Origin of the sequence: Streptomyces sp. NPDC048606 (assembly GCF_040650855.1) — a bacterium.
Classification (GTDB): Bacteria; Actinomycetota; Actinomycetes; order Streptomycetales; family Streptomycetaceae; genus Streptomyces.
The window spans coordinates 35,223-51,647 of sequence record NZ_JBEZIB010000005.1 but is presented as its reverse complement, the minus strand read 5'-3'; the positions used below and the strand labels follow the sequence as shown (position 1 = coordinate 51,647).

The following is a 16,425-nucleotide window of genomic DNA, read 5'->3' as shown; positions in this document are numbered from 1 at the left end:
CATCCCTTCGCCCCCCGAGTCAACCCCGAGCGCCTAACGACACCCGGACCACGGAAGTGACGCCCGCGCCGCCGCGGCACGTCGAGGCGGTGGACGGGAGGCCACCGGCGCGTCAACCGGCGGTCGACCGGCCCGGGCCCGGACCGGCGTCCACGTCGTCGGGACGGACCTCGATGCGGTCGGCGGCGAGATCGACGGCGACCCGGTGCTCCATGCCGAGCGCCTCCAGGAACTTGTGCGGCAGCTGCACCCGCCCCGTGCGGTCCAACATCACGTACTCCCGCTCGCTGACCGACTCGGTTCCGTCCTCGTCGGTGACGGTGCGCCGCAGCACCTCGCTGCTGGTGCGGCCGTCGCGGATGGCCACCGTGCGGCGCACCTCGCCCGCCACCATCGGGTCGTGGGTGACGATCACCACGGTCGCGCCCAGCTCCCGGTTGACCGTACGGAACGCCTCGAAGACGGCCTCGCCGGTCTCGGAGTCCAGCTCGCCCGTCGGTTCGTCGGCGAGCAGCACCGCCGGGTCGTTGGCCATGGCCACCGCGATCGCGACGCGCTGCTGTTGGCCGCCGGAGAGCCCGTCGGGACGGCGGTCGGCGAGGTCGCCGATGCCCAGCGCCTCCAGGAGGTCGGCCGCCCGCCGCGCGTGTCGGGCGCCGGCGCGCCGCCCGCCGCCCCTCAACCGCATCGGCAGGACGACGTTCTGGGCGGCCGTCAGGAAGGGCATCAGGTTGCGGGCCGTCTGCTGCCAGACGAAGCCGACCGCCTCGCGCCGGTAGCGCAGCCGGTCCTTGGCGGACATCTCCAGCAGGTCGTAGCCGTCGACCGAGGCCCGGCCCGCGGTGGGGACGTCCAGCCCGGCCAGGATGTTGAGCAGCGTGGACTTGCCGCTGCCGGACGCGCCGACCAGAGCCACCAGATCACCCCGGGCCACGCTCAGTTCCAGACCCTGGAGCGCCTGCACCTCCACCCCGGCGGTGCTGAAGATCCGCACCAGACGGTCGCAGACGATGGCCGCGTCGGCCGACCGGACGCGCGGTTCGGCCGCGGCCAGCGCCTGGCGGCGCAGCTCCTCGTACGTGGGCGCTTCGGTGTTCAAGGTCGGTCTCCCGCTCTCAACTCGGTGGTGATCTGACGCCGGCCGGACACCGCCGCCTCGACGAGCACGGCCGCGGCCACCGACGCGGCCAGGCCGAGCGCCTGCGTGAGCACGGGCGCCGCCGCGAACCGCACCCCGACGGGCACGTCGGAGCCGACCAGCGTCGACAGGTCCACGGCCGGGCCGAGCAGCAGCACGGCGCAGGCCGCGACGCCGGCGCCGCCGACGGCCGCCACCACCGCCTGCGGCAGGGACTCCGCGACGATCAGCGCCACGCCCTGCCGGGGCCGCAGCCCCATCGTCCGCAACCGCGCCAACAGGGCGGCCCGGTCCGGGCCCGTCCGCGCGAGCGTGAGCAGCACGGCCAGCACCGCGAAGCCCGCGGCCCCCGCGAGCGAGGCCCAGAACAGCCGTTCCGCGGAGCTCTGCAACGGGTCCGAGGCGAGCGCCTCGACGGCGCCCCCGCTCGTGCGGACCAGGTAGCGGTCGGCCGTCCCGGCCGGCGCGGAGGCCTCCATCAGCGCCTTCAACCGGTCCTCGCCGACGGACCCGAGGGCGAACCAGTGCGTGGCCCCGGCCGTCGCGGCGATCCGGGCGGTGACCGGGCCGGCGGGCAGCACCACGATCGCCCGCGCGTCGCCCGACAGGGCGGGGGAGCCCTTGACCACCCCGGCCGACCTCGCCCGCAGCTCCTCGCCGTTGCCGAGCCGCAGCCGGTAGACCCCGTCGGGGCTCTGCCCGTCCAGTTCCCTGCTGAACAGGGCGGGCACCGGGGCGTCGGCGCCCGCGTCCGGGCCCGACAGCGGCCCCGGGTCGATCTGTCCGCGCCCCACGACCCGCGCCAGCTCGGCGTAGCGCCGGGGATCGGCCACGATCACCGTGGTCTGCGCGAAGCCCCGGTCGGTGCCGAAGACGAACGCCTCGTGGTCCATCCACAACCCGAGGGAGGTCCGTACGCCGGGCAGCGCGCCCGCCGCCTCCACGAACCCCCGGGGCACCGTGGCCCACGGCGGCGCCGAGACCCGGGCGTCGCCGCCGACGTCGGCCCGCGCGACGGTCGTGCGCGCGGACTCCACGGAGCTCAGGACGGTGGCCCCGAAACCGCCGGTGGTCACCGCCGCCAGCAGCGCGATCAGGGGCAGTACGGGTGGCCGTGCGCGCCCTCCCGCGCCCCGGGCCGCCCGCGCCAGGCCCAGGAAGCCGATCAGACCGGGCCGCCGCCCCGCCACCCGGGACAGCGCCCCGACCAGGACGGGCAGCAGACGGGCCAGCAACAGGCCGCCGCTCAGGGCGAGCAGCAGGGGCGCGGCGATCAGCAGCGGGTCGAGGTCCGCGCCCGCCGGCGCGACCCCCCGGCGGCGGACCTGGAGCACCGCCGCCACCGTGGCGGCGAGGACCAGCAGTTCGGCCACGAGCCGGCGCCGGGGCGCGGGCCCGCGCTCGGGCGACACCAGTACGAAGGCCCGTACCGGCAGGGCCGCGAGGAGCGCGAGCGTGACGGCCCCCGCGGCGCACAGCGCGGGCAGTATCCGGGGCGTCGGCAGCAGCACGAGGGGCAGCAGGGCCCCGAGCAGCGCGGCGGGCAGCACCGTGACGGCGTTCTCGGCCAGGACCCGGCGGACGATCCCGGCGCGGGAGCCGCCCCGGGCGCGCAGCAGCCGCAGCTCCGCCTCCCTGCGGGCCGCCGTGAGGGCCGCGGCCAGGCAGAACACGACGAGCGCCACGCCGGCGAGCCCGGCCGGACCGATCGCCGCGAGCGGCGCGGCGGCCTGCCGGCGCTCCCGGGCCTCCTTGAACAGCCTCGGCAGCTCCGAGGTGATCCGCAGGTCCGCCCGCCCGGTGTCGCGGGCCAGGGCGGACGCGGTCGGGCCGGCCACGTACGAGGCGACGTCGTCGGCGGTGGCCGACAACCGGTCGGCGCGCAGCGCCCCGGTGTCCACCGGGATCCGCCAGAAGTCCACGGCACCCGACCCCCACGGGCCGATCCGCTCCAGCGCATCGGGTCCCACCAGGGCCGAGGTGGCCCAGCCGGGACCGACGGGGTGGCAGGCCCGGGTGGGGCACAGCAGGCCCGTCCAGTAGACCCCGTCCGGATCGTCGGCGGTGTACAGGCCGACGATCTCGGCGTTCAGTTGGCCGGAGACGTCGGGTCGGGCCCGCAGGACGGTGCCCAGCTTCGCCCCGAGGGTGTCGGCCGCGCTCTGGGACATCGCCACCGGCACGGGCCCGTCGGCGGAGCCGCCGTCCGGCCAGCGGCCGGCCACCAGCCGGGCGTGGGAACGGGCCTCGGGCAGGAACAGCAGCTGGAGGGTGGGGTCGATCTCGTCGGCGGGCCGGGTGAGTTCGGGATTGGACAGCGGGCGCGGCTTGTTGCCGGTCGTGCCGTGCACGGGGCCGTCGGGGGCCGTGGCGAAGGCGGCGGACGCGATCCGCGAGCGCAGGACCTCCAGGGTGGAGTCCAGCCCCTGGGGGGTTTGCGGCCCGGATTTCACGTCGGCGCGGACGTGGAGGCTGCCGGCGGCCGGACCGGCGGAGCCCAGGAAGGAGCGCAGGGCCTGGTCGGCGCCCCGGTCCAGGGCCCGGGGCAGGGCGGTGGCGAGCAGGACGGAGACGAAGGCGAGGAGCGCGGCGAGGGCGGCGGGCCCGGGAGCGGCCCGCAACCGGGTCCGCACCCAGCCGGCCCCGGTGGACGGGCTGGTCACATTTCCTCCACGTGCCGCAGCCGCACGGCCACATCGCGTCGTCCGCGACCGCCGAGCGCGGCCGACAGGAGCGGCAGCGCGGCGATGGCGAGGGTCAGGAGCAGCAGCCGCGTACCGGGCAGGTCCACCAGCACCTCGGGCACCGGACGCCGGGCGCCCGCGTCGAGCACCACCAGGGGGACGACCAGGTGGGTGACGGCCACGCCCAGCCCCAGGCCCACGGCGGCGCCGAGCCCCACGAGCAGCCCGCTCTCCGCGGCGGTCGTCCGGCCGAGGGCGCCGCGGTCGGCGCCCAGCGCCAGCAGGATCGCGTACTCGCGGCCGCGCTCGCGGGCCGCGGCCGTCGCGGACGCGGCGAACCCGATGGCGGCGAGCACGGCGCAGGCCGCGGCGAGCGCGCCGAGCGCCGCCTGCGGGCCCGCGCTCAGGGGGTCGTCGAGCAGGGCGGCGGCCGTCTCCTCGCGCAGCACCAGCTGTTGCCGGCCCGCCTGCGCCCGCAGGGCCTCCGCCGCCCGGGCGGGCGCCGGGTCGTCCGCCGAGGCGGCGGGCAGCCACCACTCGTCGGGCGGGGGCAGGTCGTGGCCCTCCTTGGCCGCGATCAGCCGGCCGGCCGCGCCGAGGTCCACCGCCAACGCCGTGTCCCCGACCACCGGCAGGGAGGCAACGGCCGCCGTGACGCGGACGGCGACGGTGTCGACGCCGAGGCGGACCGGCACCAGGTCGCCGACCGCCGAGCCGATGGCCTTCAGGTAGGCGTGGGTGGCCAGGCCCGGGATCTCGGACGCCGGCGCCCCGGCCGTGGTCAGGACGGTCTGGTAGCCGCCCGGGACGGGGGACGGGGCACGGTACGCCAGACGCAACAGGGCGCCGCCGTCCGCCGCGTCGGGCCGGGGCAGGGCGGCGGCCGGACGCCCGTCGCGGAGGGTCGGCGCTGACAGGTGCCAGGCCGGCGCGGACGCCGTCACCGCAGCGGCGGACCCGTCGGCGGACTCGGCCACCGCCACCCGGTGCAGGGTGAGTTCGGCCTCGATGGGGTCCGTGGAACCGCCCCCGCCGATCGTGGGGACGGCGCCCCCGAAGGTCACGGCGATCCCGGCGACGTCCAGCGGCACGGCGGCGGACCCGATCGGGGCGCCCGTCAGGGGGGTGAGGTCCACCGCGACGGTGGCCCGGCCGCCGGCGGGCAGCTCGGCCAGCGGGGAGCGGTACGTCACGCCGTGGCGGTCGCGCAGCAGCAGGGAGACGGACGGGACCCCGCTCGTCAGGGACGCCCGTACGCTCACGTCGAGGTCGACGCGCTGCGGGCGGCCCGGCAGGGCGATGCCGGCCGGGCGGGGGGAGGCCCCGGCGAGCGGGGTGAACAGCTCCTCCATGGAGCGCCCTTCGCGCAGGTCGGCCCGGAGCGGCACGCGCCGCGCGAACGCGGGGGCGTCCACGGCGAGGAGGTCCCCCTTGCTCCCGTCGGGCAGGTCCTGCACGGTACGGATCACCGGGGTGACGCGCTCGCCGCCGGGCAGGGCCGCGTACCGTCCGCCCCGGCCCAGCGGCGGCAGGTCGCTGCCGGTGATCCGCAGGCCGCCGGCGGAGACGAAGTCGGCCTGGTCGCGCTGGGAGGCGGTCCAGGCGGTGTGCTGGCCCAGGGCGAGGACCCCGCTGGACACGGCGAGGACGAGCAGCAGGACGGGGCCGCCGACCCGCCCGGGCCGGCGGGCGAGCTGCCAGCCGACGAGCGCGGGACCGAGCCCCCGACCGCGGGCGGCGATCCGTCCGCCGAGCCGGGCCGCCAGGGGCAGCAGCCGCAGGACGAGGAGGGTGCCCGCGCACAGCGCCAGGGTCGGAGCCGCGACCAGGACCGGATCCACCCCGAGGTCCTCGCCCGGCCCGGTGTCCGCGCCGTCGCCGCTGTACGCGGAGAGCCGGCTGTAGGCGAGGACGGCCAGGGCCACCAGGGCGAGGTCGGCGCCGGAGCGGGCCGCCCCCGACACCAGGGCCCGCCGGCGTCCGCCGAAGCGCAGGGCGGCGGCGCCCGCGCCGCGCAGCAGGGCGGGCAGCGTCGTCAACAGCACGCACAGCAGGGCGAGGCAGGCGGCGGCGGGCCACAGCAGGGCGTGCGGGGCCGTGTCGAAGGGGACCCGCGCGAGCGGCCCGTGGCCGCCGATCAGGCGCAGCAGGAGCGGGGCCAGCAGCGGGGCGAGGAGCGCCGCCGGCAGGGCGAGGAAGAGGGACTCGGTCGCGGAGAGCGCCCCGAGCCGCCGTCGGGAGGCGCCGCGCGCGATCAGCAGCACCCGCTCGGCCTCCTGGCGCCGCGTCAGCAGGCCGGCCACCAGCAGCAGCGCGGCCGAGGCGAGGACGGCGAGTTGGAGCGCGCCGACCAACAGGGTGGAGCGGGCCACCCGTTGCGCCGCCCGCAGGTCGTCCAGGAAGCGCGGCAGCTCGGTGTGCACGGCGAACCCGGACGGCACCTTCGCGTCGACGGTCCGGGACGCGCGCTCGCCCAGCTCCCGTACGTCGGCCGGGCGGGCCGCGGACAGGTCGGGGGTCAGCAGCGTGGCACGCCCGTTCTGGGGGACCCCGCCGAGCGTGAAGACGGAGTCGTCGACCAGCATCGGGCCGTAGGTGGTGAAGGCGCCGATCTGCAACTCCCGCCCCCCGAGGGGGTCGAGCCGCCAGTAGGGGGCCTCCGGCTCGGTCGCCCGGTAGACGCCGGTGACGAGTACCTCCAGCGGGGCGCCGCCGTAGCGGTCCTCCAGCCGCACCTCGGCGGGCAGGGTCCCCTCGGCCAACCCCAGTCGTCGCAGGGCCGCCTGGGGCACGGCCACCGGTACCCGGTCCGGGCGCCGCTCCACGGCCTCGGGCCACCGGCCCGCGAGGAGGCGTACGCGCGCGCGGTCCAGGCCCGCGAGCACGGTCAGGTCGGCGTCCCGGCCGGGCGGGCGGGCGCCGGGCAGCCCGTACGAGCGGCCGCGCGGCACGGTCTCGACGCCGACGGGCAGTCGACCGAACACCTCGCGCGCGAAGGCCCGTACGGCCGCGTCGTCCTCGGCGCGGGCACCCGCGCCGTGCTCGGTGGTCAGCAGCACGGCGGTGCGCGCGACCCCGTCGCCGGTGAGCGCGCGGCGGGTGCCGGCGTCGCCGACGGTGCGGGTGAAGGCGAGCAGCGCGGTCAACGCGGTGGTGGTGATCAGTACGGTGAGCAGCACCGCGGCGGCGAGCGGCCATCGCCCGCGCAGCCGGCGCACGACGAAGCCGATCATGTGCCTGTTTCCTCCCCCGTCCGGACCACTGGTCCCGGATAGCGGACGATGCTGTCAGATTCGGGCGTTCGACGGAAGGTACTTGCGTGATTGATGAGACAGATGCGCAAAATCGGTCACGAAGGTACGAGCGTGCCCGGCGGCGCCCCTCCACGGCGTGGCCGACGGCGGAGCCGGGGGAGCCACGATGACGCAGCAACGGGACACGGGAACGGCCGGCGACACGGCGGGAACCGCGGCCGACGGAACGCCGGACGACACGGCCGCCGGCACGGTCGCGGGGGAGGGCGCGGGCGCGGGCGCGCCGGCGATGGTCGTCGTACGCGACGTGCGCCGCAGCTTCGGCGAGGGGGAGCGGACCGTACACGCCCTGCGCGGCGTCTCCTTCGAGGCCCGCAAGGGCGAACTCACCGCCCTCAAGGGCCGGTCGGGCTCCGGCAAGACCACCCTGCTCAACCTCGTCGGCGGACTCGACACCCCGACCGGCGGCACCGTCGCACTCGACGGCACCGACCTGGCCGACCTGGACGAGAGCGGCCGGCTCGCCCTGCGCCGCGAGCGGATCGGCTTCGTCTTCCAGTCGTTCGGCCTGATCCCCGTGCTCACCGCCGCCGAGAACGTCGGCGTCCCGCTGCGCATGCGCAAGGTCCCCGCCGCCGCGCGGGAGGAGAGGGTGCGCACCCTCCTGGCCCTGGTGGGCCTCGCCGACCACGCGGACCAGCGGCCCGGGGAGCTCTCCGGTGGTCAGCAGCAACGCGTCGCCGTGGCCCGCGCGCTGGCCAATGAGCCCGCCCTGATCATCGCGGACGAGCCCACCGGCCAGCTGGACTCCGAGACGGGTCGCTCGATCATGCGGCTGCTGCGCGCGGTGGTGCGCAGCGAGTCGGTCACCGCCCTGGTGGCCACCCATGATCCGGAACTGATGCAACTGGCCGACAGGGTCGTGGAGTTGCGTGACGGCCGGATCGTCTGAGCGCGGGCGCGGGCGCGGGCGCGGGCGCGGGCGCGGGCGCGGTCCGGCGGCCGGTGACGGGTGGCGTGGCGGTCACGCGTTCACCCGCCGTCCGGCGGCGGACGCCCGGCGCAGGCGGTGCGAGAGGGCCAGCAGGAGCCGGAACGGCCGGGAGGTACCGGACGGTTCCCAGGTGCCTCCGGTCCGGGCCCAGCGCTCCAGGACGTGCAGCAGGCCGGAATCGCAGAAGGTGACGTGGGTCGCGTCGAGCACGAGGCGGCGGGCGCCGCGGGCGGCCGCCTCGTCGAGCAGGCCGTACAGGGGGGCGCAGGTGAAGTGGTCGAACTCCCCGGCCAGGCCGAGGGAGAGGACCTCGCCGCGGAGCACGGACCGTATGCGGGAGGGCGGGTCCGCCGGGTCCGGCGGGGCGGAGGGGGCCGACGGGGCCGCCCGGTCCGAGGGCCCGGACGGGGCGAGGATCCCCGCTGCCTTCGGTGCGGGGCCGCCCGGAGCCTGTGCTCCGCCGGCCACCGGAGAAGGGGCCGCCGAGGGCAGGACCGGTGCGCTTATCGGGTGTATGGGGGCGTTCATACCCCTCACAACGGCCCCCGCCCCGGGCGGACACCGGCCCGGTCGGCCACTTCACCCGCGTGGGGCGCTCCGCTGATCCGTTCCGGCGATCTTCCGCCTCCACCCGGATCCTCATGCCCCGGTGCCGATGGCGGTGCCGATGCCGTGCTCCGGCGCCCCGTCCGGCGGACGGCGCGCGCGGGGGCGCGTGGTCCCCCGCAGGCGGGCGGACATGGCCGACAGTGGGCACGTGGACGCGCACGATGATCTGGACGCGCTGGTCGAGGGGCTGTACGCCGCCCACCCGGCCGGTTTCACGGCGGCGCGCAAGGCGGCCGCCGCCCGGGCGAGGACGGCCGGTGACCCCGAGGCCGCCCGCCGGATCGCGGCGCTGCGCCGGCCGACGCTCGCGGCCTGGGCCTCGAACGTCCTGGTCCGCGCCAAGGAGGAGGAGGTCGAGCAGTTCCTCCAGCTCGGCCAGGCCCTGCGCGAGGCGCACCGCTCCCTGGACGGCGAGCAGTTGCGCGAGCTCTCGCACCAGCAGCACGTGGTCATCGGAGCCCTCGCCCGCGAGGCCGTACGGCTGGCCCGGGAGGCCGGGACGAAGGTGTCCGGCACGGTCGAGCAGGAGGTGGAGCAGATCCTGCGCGCGGTGCTGGCGGATCCCGACACGGCGCGGGAATGGGCCTCGGGGCGGTTGGAGAGGGTCCCCGAGCCGGTGACGCGCTTCCCGGAGGCCGACCCGGGCGCCGTGCCACCACCGTCCGGCCGCCGGACGGCGCCCGACGCCCGCGAGGACCGCGACGCCCGCGAGGCCCGCGAGGCCGCCGCGCGGGCCGCCGACGCCGCCGCGCGGGCCCTCGTCGAAGCCGAGGAGGAACTGCGTACGGCCGAGGAGGTCCGGCGCTCCGCGGTGGCCCGGGCCACCGCGGCGGACGCGACGCTGGCCCGCCTGGAGGCGGAGTCCCAACGGGCGCGGGCCGAGCGGGACCTGGCGTACGAGGCGGTGGAACGGGCCGAGGCCCGCCACGGCGAGGCCCGGGCCCACCGGCGGTCCGCCGCCCGCGCGGCGGGCGCCGCCGACGGCTGAGGCCGCTCCGCGGGCGGGGTCGGTCGCGCACGGCCCCCGGACCCAGGCCGGTGTGCGGCACGCGCGCGAGGGCGACCCTGAGGGCAACGGCCCGCCCCGGCGAACGGGACCCCGCGCCCCCTTGCCGGCGAGGCCGCCGCCGATGTCTGACCCTGCTCCGCGGCCGGCCCCGCCGAGGCCCGTCGCCGGAGTCGGGTGCGCGGGGTGCGAGGGCGACCCCGAAGGCAACGGCCCGCCCCGGCGAACGGGACCCCGCGCCCCCTTGCCGGCGAGGCCGCCGGCCCGCGCCGGCCTGCCGCCCCGACCGGTGTGCGGCACGCGCGCGGGAGGTGCCCCCGAGGGGGACGGGCCGTTCACACCCGGCCGGCCCCGCGCGACCGGGACCGGCGCGCTCCGGCCGGTGAGGACGGCGCCCGCTGCCGAACCGGCCTCCCACGACCGGGCCCGGGCCCGTCAGTGTTCGGTGGCCGGGTGGCGCTCCAAGGGGGTGGCTACCGCCGAGTTGCTCACACTGAAGGTGACGCTGCCGGCCCGGTAGCGGTCGTCGGACCACTCGATCGGTCGGCCCGTGCGGGTGGCCGAGACGTGTCGCTGGCGCAACAGCGGGCTGCCGCGGCGGATTTCCAGCAGGCGGGCGTCCTCGCTGCCGGCCGCGAGGGCGTCGATGAGGTGCTCGCCGTAGTGGGCCACGATCCCGGCCTCCGCGGCCAGGCTGTCCATGACCGATCGGCAGTCCGGGGCCAGCGCCTCGACCGCCTCCGCCACCCAGTCGGCGTACGCGGTGCGCTCCACCATCGCCGGCTCCCCGTCGAGCGTGCGCAGCCGCAGCACCGCGAGGACCTCCGTACCGGGCGCCACGGCGAGCCGCTCCGCCTCCCGCGCCGTCGCCGGCCGCCGGGTACGGGACAGGAACCGGCTGCGCACCTCGTGGCCGACCCCCTCGGCCCACTGCGCGAAGCTGTTCAACTCGCCGAAGCTGTGGCGGCGTTCGTGGCGCAGGACGATCCTGCGCGCGCCCTGGCTGGAGCCGATGAGCCCCTCGGCGGCGAGCGTGGCCACGGCCTGGCGCACGGTGCCGCGCGAGGCGGACCAGCGCGCCGCCAGGTCGCTCTCCGAGGGCAGTCGCGCGCCCACCGGGTAGGTGCCGGACAGGATCGCCCCGCGCAGCGCCTCCGCGATCTCCAGATATCGGGCCGTACCCATGCGTGCTCCCCCTCGACGGGACCTGCCGGCCCCGGACCGTCCGGCCTCCGCCGCTCTCGATCATCATCGATGGCCATCCGGGCCGGTCCTGTCACGACCCCTTTCGGTCATTCTCGTCTCTTCCGCCAGTCGTGCTCCACGGGTCGGCCGCCGTTCACCGTCCGTACAGCGGGCCCGGGCGAACTGGAGCCAACTTGTCCAGACAAGTGATCCGGCTTCATGACCCCCTCGTCTCCGGGAGAGACCGTGCTCAGTTCCACCGCCCGCCGCGGCGCGGCCGTACTGCTCGGCGCCGCCGTCCTGACCACGCTCAGCGCGTGCGGCGCGGCGCCCGACGCGCAAGCGCCGGCCGGCGCCACCGGCGCCACCGGCGGCGCCTCGGCCCAGGGCAAGGCCCGCCCGGCCACCGCCGCCTCCGCCGCCGACCTCGGCGGCATGGACGCGCTCGTCGCCGCCGCCGAGAAGGAGGGCCGGCTCAACGTCATCGCCCTGCCGCCGGACTGGGCCAACTACGGCGAGATGCTGAAGGCCTTCCAGGCGAAGTACCCGAAGATCAAGATCAACAGTGAGAACCCGGACGCCGCCAGCGCCGACGAGATCGCCGCCGTCAAGTCCCGCAAGGGACAGGACCGCGCCCCCGACGTCCTCGACCTCGGCATCGCCTTCGCCCGCAGCGGCGCCGCCGAGAACCTCTTCGCCCCGTACCGGGTCACCGCCTGGGACAAGATCCCCGCCTCCCAGAAGGACGCCGACGGCCGCTGGTACAACGACTACGGCGGCTACGTCTCCATCGGCTGCGACGCCGCCCGCGTCGGCACCTGCCCCCAGACCTTCGCGGACCTCCTCAAGCCCGAGTACAAGGGCAAGGTCGCCCTCAACGGCAACCCCACCAAGTCCGGCTCCGCCTTCGGCGGCGTCTACGCGGCGGCCCTCGCCAACAAGGGCTCCTTCGGCGACATCCAGCCCGGCATCGACTTCTTCGGCCGGTTGAAGAAGTCCGGCAACTTCATCCCCGTCGAGTCCACCCCGGCCACCGTCGAGAAGGGCGAGACGCCCATCTCGATCGACTGGGACTACCTCAACGCCGGGTACGCCGAGCAGTTCAAGGGCAAGGGCGTCGACTGGAAGGTCGCGGTCCCCACCGACGGCGTCTACGCGCAGTTCTACTCGCAGGCCATCAACAAGGACGCCCCGAACCCGGCCGCCGCCCGCCTGTGGATGGAGTTCCTCTACAGCGCCGAGGGCCAGAACATCTGGCTGAAGGGCCACGCCCGCCCCGTGCTGCTGCCCGTCATGACCCAGGACGGCACCGCCGACAAGGACGCCGTCGGCCGGCTCCCGCAGGTCCAGGGCACCCCGACCTTCCCGGAGTCCGCCGAACTGGACAAGGCCAAGGCCACCCTCGCCGAGAAGTGGGACAAGGCCCTCAGCTGATGTCCGCCCCCACCACCACCCCCCGCGCGACGGGGACCGCCGGCGGCACCACCCCGCGCCGCCGGCGGCGCGGCCCCCGCACCTGGCTCGCCGCCCTTCCCCTCCTCCTCTTCACCGGACTCTGCTTCGGGGTCCCGCTCGCCACCATCGCCTTCGGCGCCGTCACCCGCACCGACACGGCCACCGGAGCCACCGCCCTGACCGGCGAGCACCTCGGCCGCTCCCTCCAGGGCCCCTACCTCGGCTCGCTCGTCGGCAGCGTCCAGCTCTCCGCCCTGACCGCGCTCCTGGGCGGACTGCTCGGCGTGCTGCTGGCCCAGGCTCTGGTCACCTCGCGCTCCGCCGCCCTGCGCGGCGCGGCCCTGACCGCCTCCGGAGTCCTCGCCAACTTCGGCGGCGTACCGCTGGCCTTCGCGTTCATCGCGACCGCCGGCATCTCCGGAGTGGTCACCCGACTCGGCGACCTCACCGCCCTCGGCTGGAACCTGTACTCCTTCACCGGGCTCACCGTGGTCTACCTGTACTTCCTGACGCCCCTGATGGTGCTCGTGATCGTCCCGGCCCTGGACGGCCTGCGCCCGCAGTGGCGCGAGGCCGCACGCAACAGCGGGGCCAGCGGATGGCAGTTCTGGCGCCACGTCGGCCTGCCCGTGCTCGCGCCCTCCCTGCTCGGCGGGTTCGTGCTGCTCTTCGGCACCGCCTTCGCCGCCCACGCGACGGCGGCGGCCCTCGTCGGCGGCTCCGTCCCCCTGGTCACGCTGAAGATCGCGGACGCCCTCTCGGGCAACGTGCTCACCGGCCAGGAGAACGTGGCGCTCGCCCTCGGCCTCGACATGATCCTGATCGCCGGCCTCGTCATGGCGATCCACCTGCCCCTCCAGCGACGGAGCGCCCGATGGCTGCGATGACACCGACCGCGGCGGACCCCACCCGAAGCCGTGGCCCGCGCTCCCCGCGCCGCCCACGCCCCCGCCCCCGGGTGTGGCGCGGGGCCGTGCTCGCCCTGGCGGGCGTCTACTTCCTCCTGCCGCTCCTGGCCTCCTTCGTGTTCACCGTGCACGTCCCCGGCCGGGGCGTCACCTTCGACGCCTACACCGAGCTCCTCGGGGCCGAGGGCTTCACCACGAGCCTCCTGCTCTCCCTCGGGCTGGCCGCGGCCACCATCGCCCTGTCCCTGCTGCTCGCCGTCCCCGCCCTGGTCGCCGTGCGCCTCGGGGCGCCGCGCCTGCGCTCCGTCGTGGAGGTGATGTGCACCCTGCCGCTGGTGGTGCCGCCCATCGCCCTGGTCACCGGCATCACCACCGTGCTCCGCTGGGGGCCGGAGCACCTCTCGCGGACCCCGCTCTACCAGACGTTCATCGCCGTGCAGAACGAGGACTTCCCCGTCGTCCTCGTCCTCGCCTACACGGTCCTGGCCCTGCCCTTCGTGCACCGCTCCCTCGACGCCGGACTGCGCGCCGTCGACGTGCCGACGCTGGTCGAGGCCGCACGCAGTTGCGGTGCGAGCTGGCCCCACGTCGTCCTGCGCGTGCTGGTCCCCAACCTCAGGTCCTCCCTCGCCGGAGCCGCCTTCCTCACCCTGGCCCTGGTCCTCGGCGAGTTCACCATCGCCTCGCTGCTGGGCTTCCGCCCCTTCGCCGTGTGGATCGTGTCGATCTCCGGATCCCAGGCACGGATGTCGGTGGCCGTGTCCATCCTCAGCCTCCTCGTGACCTGGCTGCTGCTGCTCCTCCTCTCGCGGGCCGGAACCGCCTCCGCCACGGCCTCCCCGGCCCCCACCACCTCCCGCAAGGAGTCCTGACCCCCATGTCCACGACCCTTCCCGCGGTCCGGAAGCCGTCGCCCGCCGCGTCCCCCGAGGGCGCCCGCGTCGAATTCCGCTCCCTGCGCCGCGCGTTCGGTTCGACCGTCGCCCTCGACGGCCTCGACCTGACCGCGGAGCCCGGCGAACTCCTCGCCCTGCTCGGCCCGTCCGGCTGCGGCAAGACCACCGCCCTGCGCGTGGTCGCGGGCTTCGAGACCGCGGACTCCGGCGAGGTCCTCGTCGACGGCCGGGACATCACCGGCGTCCCCGCGCACCGCCGCGACGCCGGGATGGTCTTCCAGTCGTACAGCCTCTTCCCCAACCTGAGCGCCCGCGACAACGTGGCCTTCGGCCTGCGCGTGCGCAAGGTCCCCGCCGCGCGGCGCCGCGAACGCGCCGCCGAACTCCTCGACCTGGTCGGACTGCCCGAACACGGCGACCGCTACCCGCACCAGATGTCCGGCGGTCAGCAACAGCGCGTGGCCCTCGCCCGCGCCCTGGCCCTGCGCCCGCGCGTGCTGCTGCTGGACGAGCCGCTCTCCGCGCTGGACGCCAAGGTACGGGCCACCCTGCGCGAGGAGATCCGCCGCCTCCAGCTCTCCCTGGGCCTGACCACCGTCTTCGTCACGCACGACCAGGAGGAGGCCCTGTCCATGGCCGACCGGGTCGCCGTCCTCAACGCCGGCCGGCTGGAGCAGTGCGCGGCCCCGGCCGAGCTGTACGAACGCCCCGCGACGGCCTTCGTCGCCGGGTTCGTCGGCACCATGAACCGGCTGCCCGGACGGCTCACCCCCACCGGACGCGTCGAGGTCGCCGGCCGCACCCTGCCCGTGGACGGCCCGACGCCGCACACCCCGGACGTGGAGGTCCTCGTCCGCCCCGAGAACCTCACCGTCGCCGCCGACCCGGACGGCGCCGCCACCGTCGTGTCGGCCTCCTTCCTCGGCGCCGTCACCCGCCTCCACCTGGACCTGCCCTGCGGCACCCGGGTCAAGGCCGACGTGCCCACGCGCGAGGCCGGCGCGCTGGCGCCCGGCGCGCGGGCCACCGCGGCGCCGGCCGACCGGCCCGTCCTCGTCGTGGAACGGGTCGCGGCGCCCGGACGGGCGGACGGGGCCGCACCGGTCGGGACGGCGGCGTGAGCGCCCCCGACGCGGCCCTCGCCCCCGGCGCCGGCCCGCGCGCCGTCCTCTTCGACATGGACGGCACCCTCGTCGACACCGAAGTGCTGTGGTGGCTGACCACCGAGAAGGTCGCGGCCGCACTCGACCACCGCCTGGGACCGGCGGACGCCCCCGAGGTCGTCGGGCGCGCCGTCGCCGACACCGCCGCCCACCTCGTACGCGTCGCCGGCCACGGCGACCCCGACGCCGTCGGGGCCGCGCTGACCGAGGACTTCTTCCGCCGGGTCGAGGCCGGCTCCTCGCCGCGCCCCGGAGCGCGGGCGCTGCTCGCCGCCCTGGAGGCGCGCGGGGTGCCCTTCGCCCTGGTCAGCGCATCGCCGAGGGTGGTGGTCGACGCGGTGGTGGGCGGGGCGCTCGCCGACGTCCCCTTCGCCTTCACCCTCTCGGCCGACGACACCCCCCGCACCAAACCGCACCCCGACCCCTATCGGGAGGCCGCCGCCCGGCTGGGTCTGGACCCGGCCGCGTGCGTGGCCGTCGAGGACTCCCCGGACGGCGCCGCCTCCGCCGAGGCGGCGGGCTGCGCGGTGCTGGTGGTGCCCTCGCTGCTGGAGGTGCCGGCCTCGGCGGCCCGTACCTTCGCGGCCTCCCTGGAGGAGGTCACCCCCGAGGCGCTGGGGGCTCTGCGCGCCGACGGGGCCCTCAGGCGCACAGCTCGATGATGTCCAGGATGCCCTCCACGTAGGCGGCGGTCGTCGTACCGGGCGCGGCGCCCACCCCCGACCGCAGGTGGGGGAGCCCCGCCCGGACGTGGGCGGCGCACTGCCCGTACAGACCGGCCTCGTACGCGGTCCCGTCGTCCTCGGCGCTCAGCAGCGACAGCAGCGTCCACAGCAGGGCGTCACGGGTCGACTGCCGGGGCGGCCCGGCCGACCACACCGCCATCAGCACCCCGCAGGCCGCCGGGGCGGGGGGCCACAGCCGGGTGCCGGTGAACACGTGGCCCTGGAGCGCGTGGAACGCGGCCGGGTGTCCCTCGGCGGCGTCCCACAGCATGTCCGCGAGATGTCCCGCCGGGCGACCGCAGCCGCACACCAGGGCGGCCCAGTCGTGCCGGGCGATCTCGGCCTCCACGGAATCGGGCACCAGGGGGCTGCTGCGGGGCTTGTCCGTCCCTCTCATGAGGCCCAAGT

Annotated in this window: 13 protein-coding genes; 7 read left to right on the top strand and 6 right to left on the bottom strand. The window is 76.6% G+C overall.

The features are described 5' to 3' along the window. Window positions 1-112: 112 nt before the first annotated feature. From AB0D01_RS07325 to AB0D01_RS07315, 3 genes are read right to left on the bottom strand one after another with little or no spacing between them, the layout of a single operon-like run. Window positions 113-1,069 (bottom strand): ABC transporter ATP-binding protein, encoded by a 957-nt coding sequence (locus AB0D01_RS07325; RefSeq protein ID WP_363054286.1) that lies wholly within the window; start codon window positions 1,067-1,069, stop codon window positions 113-115. A 26-nt stretch (window positions 1,070-1,095) separates the two neighbouring features. Continuing rightward, window positions 1,096-3,801: a hypothetical protein gene (locus tag AB0D01_RS07320; protein ID WP_363054075.1), complete on the bottom strand. Its 2,706-nt coding sequence runs from the start codon at window positions 3,799-3,801 to the stop codon at window positions 1,096-1,098. Continuing rightward, window positions 3,798-7,055, bottom strand: a complete 3,258-nt coding sequence (locus tag AB0D01_RS07315) for an FtsX-like permease family protein (RefSeq protein ID WP_363054074.1) — start codon at window positions 7,053-7,055, stop codon at window positions 3,798-3,800. Before AB0D01_RS07315 ends, AB0D01_RS07320 begins: the two co-directional genes overlap by 4 nt. A 310-nt stretch (window positions 7,056-7,365) precedes the next feature. Between AB0D01_RS07315 and AB0D01_RS07310 the strand changes: the two genes are divergently transcribed. Then, window positions 7,366-8,028 (top strand): ABC transporter ATP-binding protein, encoded by a 663-nt coding sequence (locus AB0D01_RS07310; protein WP_363054285.1) that lies wholly within the window; start codon window positions 7,366-7,368, stop codon window positions 8,026-8,028. A 72-nt stretch (window positions 8,029-8,100) separates the two neighbouring features. On the opposite strand, the gene AB0D01_RS07305 is transcribed toward AB0D01_RS07310, so the two are convergent. Beyond that, the gene (locus AB0D01_RS07305; protein ID WP_363054073.1) at window positions 8,101-8,394 is read right to left on the bottom strand and encodes an STAS domain-containing protein; all 294 of its coding nucleotides are present in this window, start codon (window positions 8,392-8,394) and stop codon (window positions 8,101-8,103) included. A 433-nt stretch (window positions 8,395-8,827) separates the two neighbouring features. On the opposite strand from AB0D01_RS07305, the gene AB0D01_RS07300 reads away from it, so the two are divergent. Continuing rightward, the gene (locus AB0D01_RS07300; protein ID WP_363054072.1) at window positions 8,828-9,667 is read left to right on the top strand and encodes a hypothetical protein; all 840 of its coding nucleotides are present in this window, start codon (window positions 8,828-8,830) and stop codon (window positions 9,665-9,667) included. Window positions 9,668-10,120: 453 nt separating this feature from the next. Here the strand turns inward: AB0D01_RS07300 and AB0D01_RS07295 are convergent, their stop codons facing one another. Further along, window positions 10,121-10,870 (bottom strand): GntR family transcriptional regulator, encoded by a 750-nt coding sequence (locus AB0D01_RS07295; RefSeq protein ID WP_363054071.1) that lies wholly within the window; start codon window positions 10,868-10,870, stop codon window positions 10,121-10,123. A gap of 246 nt (window positions 10,871-11,116) precedes the next feature. On the opposite strand from AB0D01_RS07295, the gene AB0D01_RS07290 reads away from it, so the two are divergent. From AB0D01_RS07290 to AB0D01_RS07270, 5 genes are read left to right on the top strand one after another with little or no spacing between them, the layout of a single operon-like run. Next, window positions 11,117-12,304 (top strand): extracellular solute-binding protein, encoded by a 1,188-nt coding sequence (locus AB0D01_RS07290; RefSeq protein WP_363054069.1) that lies wholly within the window; start codon window positions 11,117-11,119, stop codon window positions 12,302-12,304. Next, complete coding sequence (locus AB0D01_RS07285; RefSeq protein ID WP_363054068.1) at window positions 12,304-13,212, top strand: ABC transporter permease subunit; 909 nt, start codon at window positions 12,304-12,306, stop codon at window positions 13,210-13,212. Before AB0D01_RS07290 ends, AB0D01_RS07285 begins: the two co-directional genes overlap by 1 nt. Then, complete coding sequence (locus AB0D01_RS07280; RefSeq protein ID WP_363054067.1) at window positions 13,200-14,105, top strand: ABC transporter permease subunit; 906 nt, start codon at window positions 13,200-13,202, stop codon at window positions 14,103-14,105. The genes AB0D01_RS07285 and AB0D01_RS07280 overlap by 13 nt, the downstream gene beginning before the upstream one ends. 5 nt (window positions 14,106-14,110) lie before the next feature. Further along, on the top strand, window positions 14,111-15,250 hold the full coding sequence (locus tag AB0D01_RS07275) for an ABC transporter ATP-binding protein (protein WP_363054066.1): 1,140 nt from the start codon (window positions 14,111-14,113) through the stop codon (window positions 15,248-15,250). After that, the gene (locus tag AB0D01_RS07270; protein ID WP_363054065.1) at window positions 15,247-15,954 is read left to right on the top strand and encodes an HAD family phosphatase; all 708 of its coding nucleotides are present in this window, start codon (window positions 15,247-15,249) and stop codon (window positions 15,952-15,954) included. Before AB0D01_RS07275 ends, AB0D01_RS07270 begins: the two co-directional genes overlap by 4 nt. On the opposite strand, the gene AB0D01_RS07265 is transcribed toward AB0D01_RS07270, so the two are convergent. Then, window positions 15,935-16,414: a hypothetical protein gene (locus tag AB0D01_RS07265; protein ID WP_363054064.1), complete on the bottom strand. Its 480-nt coding sequence runs from the start codon at window positions 16,412-16,414 to the stop codon at window positions 15,935-15,937. The two genes, AB0D01_RS07270 and AB0D01_RS07265, sit on opposite strands and share 20 nt — an antisense overlap. Window positions 16,415-16,425: the final 11 nt, after the last annotated feature.